This is a genomic window from Dolichospermum lemmermannii CS-548 (assembly GCF_028330815.1).
GTDB classification, from domain to species: domain Bacteria; phylum Cyanobacteriota; class Cyanobacteriia; order Cyanobacteriales; family Nostocaceae; genus Dolichospermum; species Dolichospermum lemmermannii.
The window spans coordinates 1-9,649 of record NZ_JAQMTJ010000328.1 but is presented as its reverse complement, the minus strand read 5'-3'; the positions used below and the strand labels follow the sequence as shown (position 1 = coordinate 9,649).

9 protein-coding genes and 1 tRNA gene are annotated in these 9,649 nt (G+C 39.6%); 6 read left to right on the top strand and 4 right to left on the bottom strand.

The features are described 5' to 3' along the window. Positions 1-163 precede the first annotated feature (163 nt). The 4 genes from PN450_RS23725 to lipA all read right to left on the bottom strand — a co-directional run bounded on the left by PN450_RS23725 (position 164) and on the right by lipA (position 4,568). Positions 164-619: a Fur family transcriptional regulator gene (locus PN450_RS23725; RefSeq protein ID WP_148760299.1), complete on the bottom strand. Its 456-nt coding sequence runs from the start codon at positions 617-619 to the stop codon at positions 164-166. A 166-nt stretch (positions 620-785) separates the two neighbouring features. After that, positions 786-2,021: an RNA polymerase sigma factor SigC gene (sigC, locus tag PN450_RS23720; RefSeq protein WP_271837754.1), complete on the bottom strand. Its 1,236-nt coding sequence runs from the start codon at positions 2,019-2,021 to the stop codon at positions 786-788. A gap of 653 nt (positions 2,022-2,674) precedes the next feature. Continuing rightward, complete coding sequence (locus PN450_RS23715; RefSeq protein WP_271837753.1) at positions 2,675-3,646, bottom strand: NAD(P)H-dependent glycerol-3-phosphate dehydrogenase; 972 nt, start codon at positions 3,644-3,646, stop codon at positions 2,675-2,677. Between the two features lie 52 nt (positions 3,647-3,698). Further along, positions 3,699-4,568, bottom strand: coding sequence for a lipoyl synthase (lipA, locus tag PN450_RS23710; RefSeq protein ID WP_148760305.1), 870 nt, complete (start codon positions 4,566-4,568; stop codon positions 3,699-3,701). Positions 4,569-4,693: 125 nt separating this feature from the next. On the opposite strand from lipA, the gene PN450_RS23705 reads away from it, so the two are divergent. The 6 genes from PN450_RS23705 (at position 4,694) to PN450_RS23680 (ending at position 9,313) form a co-directional block, all read left to right on the top strand. Further along, a tRNA-Pro gene (locus PN450_RS23705) sits at positions 4,694-4,767 on the top strand. 228 nt (positions 4,768-4,995) lie between these two features. Continuing rightward, positions 4,996-6,519 carry a class I SAM-dependent DNA methyltransferase gene (locus tag PN450_RS23700; RefSeq protein WP_271837752.1) on the top strand — a complete coding sequence of 508 codons (1,524 nt, stop codon included), beginning with the start codon at positions 4,996-4,998 and terminating at the stop codon, positions 6,517-6,519. Positions 6,520-6,569: 50 nt separating this feature from the next. Then, positions 6,570-6,788: a type II toxin-antitoxin system HicB family antitoxin gene (locus tag PN450_RS23695; protein WP_039204653.1), complete on the top strand. Its 219-nt coding sequence runs from the start codon at positions 6,570-6,572 to the stop codon at positions 6,786-6,788. Beyond that, complete coding sequence (locus PN450_RS23690) at positions 6,788-7,027, top strand: type II toxin-antitoxin system HicA family toxin (protein WP_168653195.1); 240 nt, start codon at positions 6,788-6,790, stop codon at positions 7,025-7,027. The genes PN450_RS23695 and PN450_RS23690 overlap by 1 nt, the downstream gene beginning before the upstream one ends. Before the next feature lie 29 nt (positions 7,028-7,056). Beyond that, positions 7,057-8,094 (top strand): PDDEXK nuclease domain-containing protein, encoded by a 1,038-nt coding sequence (locus PN450_RS23685; protein WP_271837751.1) that lies wholly within the window; start codon positions 7,057-7,059, stop codon positions 8,092-8,094. Next, complete coding sequence (locus PN450_RS23680) at positions 8,084-9,313, top strand: restriction endonuclease subunit S (RefSeq protein WP_271837750.1); 1,230 nt, start codon at positions 8,084-8,086, stop codon at positions 9,311-9,313. Before PN450_RS23685 ends, PN450_RS23680 begins: the two co-directional genes overlap by 11 nt. Positions 9,314-9,649: the final 336 nt, after the last annotated feature.

Here is a 9,649-nt window from a genome sequence, read left to right as displayed (position 1 = left end):
GACACATCTGGACAGCGATAACCTTAGTGTTTACTTCCTGCTTCATCACGGTCTTAGAATGGCTTCTAAGAGGTTTTTCCGCTCCACAGGCAATCTCGGTAGAACTTACCGTTTCTGACCGTAGTTCCTAAAAGGAACCCTATAATACCAAGTTCCTAGTTATCTAAATAGGCATTAATGCCCTTTGGCACTTAGGACATACAGCATGAATTGTCATTTGACAATCTAATAAATGGAAACCTTCTTTTTGGGCTGTTTTTCCGCCAATCTTTAAAATTGAGTCATTTTTAAACTCAATAGTCGAATTACAGCGGACACAAATTAAGTGATGATGGTGATGGGGATAAGGCTGATTAATTTCATAATGTTTATGCCCTTCACCTAATTCCAACTCCCGCAAAATCCCCATTCTCGCCATCAACTTTAAAGTGCGATAGATAGTTGATAAACTAATTCCTTCACTGTCAGCTTCTAAGCGATGATATAGATCCTCTGCGCTTAAATGCTCACCTTGGGGGAGTTCTTGAAAAATATGCAGAATTGTTTCGCGTTGTGGAGTTAAACGCCAGCCACGGTCGTTTAATTCCGCCTTGAGTGAACCAGTTGTGTAGACAGTCATACTAAATTTTCTCAACAAAGCTCATTAATTGAGAATATAACAAATGTTGGGGTTGATTTGCAACAATCATTGCCTATTGAGAATATTTGCTGATTGTCAGTTGTCAGTAGAAAATATTTTTCTATTGCCTCCTGCCTCCTGCCTCCTGCCCCCTGCCTTCTGCCTCCTAACTTAATGACTCTAGATAGTCGCGGACTAGGTTACGGCGCTTGGGTTGGCGGAGTTTTTGCAAAGCCTTAGATTCAATTTGTCTGACTCTTTCCCGTGATAAATCAAGGGCGCGGCCAATTTCTGCTAAAGAGTAAGCATGACCATCGGATAAGCCAAAGCGCATTAAAATCACATCACGTTCCCGACTAGTTAAATCATCTAGAAGACTATGCAAATCTTTATGTAAAGATTCCCGCATTAACATCTCCTCTGGAGTAATCGTATCAGTCTCTAACAATTCTCCTAATTCAGTATCTTTATCCTTCCCTACCTTGGTTTCTAAAGACACAGAACGAGGAACTCTCAATAATACTTCCCGCACTTGGGCAGGTGTCATATCTAACTCAATTCCCAGGTCTTCTAAAGTCGGGGTACGACCTTTTTCTTGGGCAATTTTCCGTTGCGCCTTTTTAATTTTGTTGAGCTTTTCGGTAATATGAACAGGCAGGCGAATAGTCCGGCTAGAAGTAGCGATCGCCCTGGTAATACCTTGACGAATCCACCAGTAAGCATAGGTACTAAAACGATAGCCCTTGGTGGGGTCAAATTTCTCCACGGCTCGTTCTAAACCTAAAGTCCCTTCTTGAACCAAATCCAACAATTCCAAACCCCGATTTTGATACTTTTTAGCGACAGATACCACTAAACGCAAATTCGCCTTAATCATGTGGGATTTGGCTTGCAGTCCTTGAGTTTGAACTTGTTCTAGTTCTTCTACTGTTAAATTAGCAATTTCGGCCCAGCGTCTTTTGCCATTGGCTAGGGTAGGTTTAAGATCAGGTAAACTTATGCCCGCAGTAGTTGCCCACCGTTCTAAAGAAGGGCGGTGTCCTAATTCCGCTTTCAACCGCTCCTGTACCTCCATTAACCGCGAATAGGGGATAATTATAGCATCTCCTTCAGCAGCAGCAGCACTAAGCATTAATCGCATTCGTAAGTATCTCTGTACTTTTTGGGCTTCAGCAACTTCCTCATCTCGTCCCAATAACCGGACTCGGCCAATTTCTTGCAGATAGAGACGCACTAAGTCGGTACTGCGTCTGGTAGTTTGCGCGGCTAAAGCTAAATCAGATTCAATCGTAGCCATGTCTAAATCTGGCAAATCATCATCATTATTGATTTCAATCTCCAAAGGTGGACTAGGATTTTGCCCGTCGTGGGCGGCATTTTTATAAAAGGATGTTGCTGGCATGATGTCTCAAATTACTCCAGGTAACAATAGATTATGGTTAGCTAAAATTACGGTTATCTAATCAACTGTTGCTATTCCGTAACTCGTCATCAAATAACACGATTTGGGTTTCGATGTACAATTCTTTGCAAAACTTTGTACTAGTACCGCAGGGCGGAATTAAAAATTAACAATTAAAAATTAAAAAAGCAGATTGTATAAGCTTTTTAGGGATTTTTAATGGTTATCTTACTTACGCTGTACTGTACTAGTCCAAGCGCGGAGGAGAGGAGAAAACTTAATTTATCAACTTTTGGACTGTTTTAACTGGATAGTTATTTTCGCCACAGGTTACTAGTTTGAAATAATACATTTTTAATGAGTCGTTTGTCGCTAGTATCCGTGTGATTAAACAAATAGCTATGCAAATCTTTAGCCAGATTTTCAATTATGATTTAACTGGTCAATAATACCATGTTTAGGAATATTAACGGTTATTTTTTTAACTGATTATAAACTCACTTCTAATTATGATGATGTTTATAAACTACATAGTCATATTTACATCACTCAAAAAGTAATTTCCTGACAATTTGACAAATTTTTTCTAGGGATTTTGCGGTAGTCATTTAATTTTAATTGGACACCTTACCCTGTCAGCATTTCTCCCTTATTTACCAGATTTGTTCTGTGGGAAAATTATCAAATTCAGGTTTGATATCTCGGATCATCAGTTTATCTAACGCTTGTCTGGGTGTAACTGCTCCTTCAAGTAGTTGATAAACTTGTTCAGTAATGGGAATAGCAATACCTCGTTGTTGGGCAATTTCCATTAATACCCGACAAGTGTTCACACCTTCGGCTGTACCTGGAAGATTTGCCAGAACTCCAGGCAGCGTTTGTCCATTGGCTAATTGATAACCAACTTGATAATTACGGCTTAAAGGGCTGTTGCAGGTTGCTAATAAGTCCCCTAGACCAGATAAACCATAAAATGTTTCCGTTTTCGCACCTAAAGTATTACCGATTCGTACCATTTCGGTTAACCCACGGGTGACTAGGGCAGCTTTGGCATTTGTGCCTAAGTGTAACCCATCACATACACCAGCGGCGATCGCTATCACATTTTTCAGTGTTCCTCCTAATTCTACGCCCACAGGGTCAGGGTTAGTATAGACACGAAAGCGACTAGAAGAAAATACCAATTGGACGGTTTGGGCAGCTTTGGTATTTTTACTCGCTACTACCGTTGCTGCTGGTAATTCCTGGGCAATTTCCTGGGATAAATTCGGACCTGATAAGACCACAACAGGAGAATTAGGAAAAGCTGCTTGCCAAATTTGCGAAGGTGTGTATGTAGTGTGTGGTTCTAGTCCCTTAGTTGCAGTCACAAAGATTGTCTGTGGAGACAGGGGGCAAGATTGCACCATAGAGGCCACATCTCTGACCCCTTTCATAGAAATAGCGGACAAGACTATTTGAGCATTTTTATTTTCTAATACTTTTTCTAGAGGTTGCGAGTCGGAACGTGACCATAAATGCACCTGATAATCATTAATTGCTGCTAATTTAGCCAAGGCTGTACCCCAAGCCCCCGCACCAAGAATAACGACAGATTTTGAATTTGGTGATTGGTGATTGGTCATTGGTAATTGGTAATTGGTGATTGGTGATTGGGGTAGAACAACTGACCACTGACTATCTGGGATAACGTTTCATTAATTCTCTGACTTGCTCTGCATGATAGGAGCTTCTTGTCAAGGGTGAAGAAACAACTTGTAAAAATCCTAGTTCTTCCCCAAAAGTTTGCCAGGCGGCAAATTGCTCAGGTGTGATAAAATCAGATACTTGTAAGTGTTTTTGACTGGGTTGGAGATATTGCCCAATTGTCAAAATATCACAATCTACTCTTCGTAGGTCTTCCATGACTTGGCGAATTTCTGCATCTGTTTCACCCAAGCCGACCATAATACCAGATTTGGTGTAAGTGCTGGGAGAAATTTGGCGCGAGCGCTGTAATAATTCCATTGTCCGCTCATAATTTCCTTGGGGACGCACACGGCGGTATAAGCGGGAGATGGTTTCTGTGTTGTGGTTAATTACTTCTGGTTTAGCTTGGAGAATTATTTCTAAAGCTTGCCAATTACCGCATAAATCGGGAATTAATACTTCTATTGTTGTATGAGGCGAAACTTCATGAATAGCATTAATACAGTGGACAAATTGAGATGCACCACCATCAGGTAAATCATCTCGGTTAACGGAAGTAATCACGACGTGATTAAGCTGCATTCGCCGCACTGCTTCTGCTAGTCGTGTCGGTTCGGTGGGATCTAATGCTTGGGGTTTCTTTTCAAAATCAATATCACAGTAAGGACAAGCCCTGGTGCAAGCTGGACCCATAATTAAAAATGTGGCAGTACCCGCGTTGAAGCATTCCCCAATATTGGGACAGGAAGCCTCTTCGCAAACGGTATTCAGGGCTAAATCCCGCAAAATTTCTTTAACGTTACCAACACGCTCCCATTGAGGCGCTTTTACTCGCAACCAGTCTGGTTTTACAGTCACAGTCTACTTTTACCATTTTAGTTATACAAATCTTATGGTAGCAAGCAAAGACCTTTGTGGAAAAGAGAAAGTTTGTTATTTTCTGCTGATTGTGATATTCTAGAGTTAAATTGCCATTTTTGTGGCGGGATGTGGCGCAGCTTGGTAGCGCACTTCGTTCGGGACGAAGGGGCCGCTGGTTCGAATCCAGTCATCCCGATTTTGGACTTTATCTGTCGTGGTGGCTGTTTTTCAAGTCAAATCGATGATTATAAATTAACTATACAACAATTTATGGCTGCATGAATTATGTTATGCCTACGGCACGCTGCGCGAACGCGCAGAGGTACAAAGGAGCAAAGGCGCAAAGGTTAAGATTTTTATTTAACCTTGTAGGTGTAGAATTTTAGTCAAGTTATTAATAATAGAAGTTCTAGAATAAAGCTAAATGTTTGAGCAAACTTTTAAGAATATTGATGATGTTCTCTGGAAAGAGGCAGGTTGTACTACAGAATTAGATTACACTGAGCAAACTTCTTGGCTGCTGTTTTTGAAGTATTTGGATGATTTGGAGCAGGACAGAGAAGACAAAGCCAAATTAGCGGGGGAATCATATCAGTTTATCATTGATGAAACCCATCGTTGGTCTGTTTGGGCTGCACCTAAAGATCAAAATGGGAAATTAGATCAAAATCATGCGCTGACTGGTGATGATTTGATTGATTATGTCAACCGCAAGTTATTTCCATATTTACAGGGTTTTAAGGAACGGGCTACTAGTCCAGATACGATAGAATATAAGATTGGTGAGATTTTTAGCGAAATTAAAAATAGGTTTCAAAGTGGTTATAGTTTGCGGGATGCTTTGGAATATATTGATGAATTAAGATTTAGATCCCAACAGGAAAAACATGAGTTATCCCATCTCTATGAAGCGAAAATCAAGAATATGGGAAATGCGGGGCGTAATGGTGGAGAATATTATACACCACGTCCTTTAATTCGGGCAATGATTCAGGTTGTTAAGCCGAAAATTGGTGAAAAAATTTATGATGGTGCTTGCGGTTCGGCGGGTTTTTTATGTGAAAGTTACGACTATTTAAGACAGGGGAAATTAACTACTAAACAACTGGAAATACTCCAGAAAAATACTTTTACGGGTAAGGAAAAGAAGAGTTTGGCTTATGTCATTGCGATCATGAATTTGATTTTACATGGCATTGATGCGCCGAATATTATTCATACTAATACTTTGACGGAAAATCTTAGTGATGTTCAAGATAAAGATCGTTTTGATGTGATTTTAGCAAATCCGCCATTTGGAGGGAAGGAACGGAAGGAAGTACAGAATAATTTTAATATTAAAACTGGGGAAACGGCGTTTTTATTTTTGCAGCATTTTATCAAAATGTTGAAGGTTGGCGGTAGGGCGGCGGTAGTTATTAAAAATACTTTTCTTTCTAATTCTGATAATGCTTCGCGGGCTTTGCGTCAAGAGCTTTTGAGTAGTTGTAATTTACATTCTATTTTAGATTGTCCTGGGGGGACTTTTATCGGGGCGGGGGTGAAAACTGTTGTTTTATTCTTTGAAAAGGGAGAACCTGTAGACGCGATTCAGACAACACCGATTTTTAATCAAGGGAAGTCTATAAATGAACAAATGGCGACTCGGAAAATTTGGTATTATCAATTAGATCCGGGGCGGAATATGGGGAAAACTAATTCCCTGAATGATGATGATTTACAGGAGTTTGTGGAGTTACAATCCACTTTTTCGGAATCGGAAAAGTCTTGGTTGGTGGATGTTACGGATATTGATCAGGAGAGTTTTGATCTGTCGGTGAAAAATCCGCATAAGGCTGAGGAAGTAGCTTTACGAGAACCCCAGGAAATTTTGGATGAAATTGCAGTTTTGGATGGGGAAAGTGCGGAGATTTTGGCAAGTATTTTACAGTTGACAGTTAACAGTTGATGGACTGTGTTAGGCTTATTTTTAGTGTCTTTTTTTTGTTCTAAGGTACTATGAAAAATATCAAAATCATTGTCGAAAAACACCCTGATGGTTATGTTGCTTATCCTTTAGGTATTCAGGGGGTTGTAGTGGGTGAGGGTGATACTTATGAAGAGGCTTTAAATGATGTGCGTTCGGCTATTTTATTTCATATTGAAACTTTTGGAGAATCGGTGCTTGAATCTGAATCTTCAATACTAGAGGCTTTTGTGGCAGAGGCAACGGTATAATGACAAAGTTTCCGGTTGATGCTCCTAAAGCAAAAGTGATTAAGGTGCTTGAAAGTTTTGGATTTTCAATAGTACGAGAAAAAGAGCATATTTCTATGATTAGACAAAATTCTGATGGCACAAATACTCCTTTAACTTTACCAAATCATAAACTTATTAAAGGTTCTACTCTCAGAAGTATCTGTACTCAATCTGGTATCTCACGGGATGATTTTATTGCTGCTTATGAACAAGATTAGAAATATATTTGCTCTGATTGGGGGATGTTGTGAGTGAGATAAGTTCTCAGGATTATGCTAATTTCTGCTATGAGATTAAACAGCGAATCCGCGATCGCCAATTGGCAGCTTTACGCAGTGTAAATCGGGAATTAGTGCGGCTATATTGGGAAATTGGCGAGTTAATTCATCACAAGCAGGAAACCCTGGGCTGGGGTAAGTCTGTGGTGGAAACTCTAGCGCGAGATTTACAAGGTGAGTTCCCAGGACGGAATGGGTTTTCGGCAAATAATCTCTGGTTAATGCGCCAGTTTTACCGTGAATATGTGGATCATCCAAATCTCCAATTATTGATTGGAGAAATTAGCTGGACAAAGAATCTAGTGATTTTTGGTCGTTGTAAAGATGATTTGGAGCGGGAATTTTATCTTCGGGCTACGGCTCGTTATGGCTGGACAACGGCGGTGCTTAAACATCAAGTAGATAATAAGAGTTATGAGAAATATTTACTGAATCAAACTAATTTTGATGCCACTGTAACCGATGATATCAAGGCACAGGCGGTACTGGCGGTTAAAGATAACTATACCTTTGATTTTCTGGATTTGGCGGAACAACATTCAGAACGGGATTTAGAGCAGTCTTTGGTGCAGAATTTACGGGGGTTTCTGTCTGAGTTGGGGGGTGCGTTTGCGTTTATTGGTAATCAATATCGGCTGGAGGTGGGTGGTCAGGAATACTTTATTGATCTACTATTATTTCATCGTCGGTTACGCTGTTTGGTGGCAATTGAGTTGAAAATAGGTGATTTTAAGCCGGAACATAAGGGCAAAATGGAATTTTATCTGGAGGCTTTGGATTGTCAAGAAAAGATGGAGGGTGAAAATCCGCCGATAGGAATGATTATTTGTCGTTATAAAAATAAAACGGTGGTGGAATATGCTTTGCGAACGGCATCCCGTCCGATTGGGGTGGCGACTTATACGATTGTACCGCAGTTGCCTGATGCTTATCGTGAGCAGTTGCCTAGTCCTGAAGAGATTGCTGAACGGTTAAGATTATGGCAGGAGGGTAGTAATGATGAGTAGTGAAGAGATGGAATTGATAGTTGATAATAGACAGTTGCCAGTGGGGTGGGAAATTAAGAAACTTGGTGAGGTTTATGATGTACGAGATGGAACACATGATTCACCAAAATATCTGCCAGAAGGTTATGCACTGATAACCTCGAAAAACCTAAAAAGCAACGGTTTAAATTTTGAGAACATCAAATACATTTCAGAAGTAGATTATAAAAAAATAAATGAGAGAAGTGCTGTACATAAAGGTGATATTCTCCTTGCAATGATTGGGACTATCGGCAATCCAATTGTTGTTGAGGTAGAGCCTGAATTTGCTATAAAAAATGTTGCTTTAATCAAAGTATCAAAAAAGCAAAGTAGCTATTTTCTCAAGTATTATCTTGAGACTGAGTACGTTCGATCAAAAATGCAAAGAGAAGCAAAAGGCACTACTCAAAAGTTTGTAGGATTAGGCTATTTAAGAGATTTTCCAATTCCTATTCCCCCACTTCCCGAACAAAAGCGGATTGTGGCGATCGCAGATGAGGCATTTGAGGGGATTGATAGAGCGATTCGTAACACGGAAAAAAACCTCTCTAATGCCCGCGAATTATTTGAAAGTTATCTAAATACAATCTTTACACAAAAAGGCGACGGGTGGGAAGAGAAGAAGTTAGATGAGGAGTGCGAAATTATTATGGGGCAAAGCCCTGATGGTTCTTCTTATAATGCAGAAGGTATTGGTGTTCCGTTAATCAATGGACCTGTTGAATTTGGAGGTATTGAACCATTTTCAAAAACGGTTGCAACTAAGTTCACAACAAAACCAACAAAAATGTGTAAGGAAGGTGATCTAATTCTTTGCGTGCGTGGTTCAACCACTGGTCGCATGAATATTGCTGGTCAAGAAGCTTGTATTGGGCGGGGTGTTGCTGCAATTGTATCCAAAAACAATCAAGATTGGGTAAATCAATTTATTAGTTTTAGTAGAAATAAAATATACGCATTAGGCAGCGGTTCAACTTTTCCAAATGTCTCATCTTCAGAACTGAAGAAAATTATTATTCCCTTTCCACCTAAAGAGCAACAAGATCATATAGTTTCACAAATTGAATATCTATCTACAGAAACCCAACGCCTCGAAAACATCTACCGCCAAAAAATCGCCGCATTAAAAGAACTGAAACAATCCATCCTACAAAAAGCATTTACAGGAGAACTTACCGCAGATAAAGGGGAAAAATAGAAAAGATAATAAAAATATTTTGTCTGAATCAGGATGCTCAGGATTTAAGGATGTACAGGATGTTTATTGATATTATAAAATAGTATTTATTTCTAACAGAAAACGAGGAAATCAATCCTGAAAATCCTCTAATCCTGGAAATCCTGATTCAGACAAAAAATGTCCTGGCTGTTTATTGATATAATCAAATAGTATTTATTACCGACAGAAAACGAGGAAATCAATCCTGAAAATCCTCTAATCCTGGAAATCCTGATATGGCTAACGCCACGCTACGCTATCAGACAAAAAATGTACAGGCTGTTTATTGATATAATAAAATAGTATTTATTACCG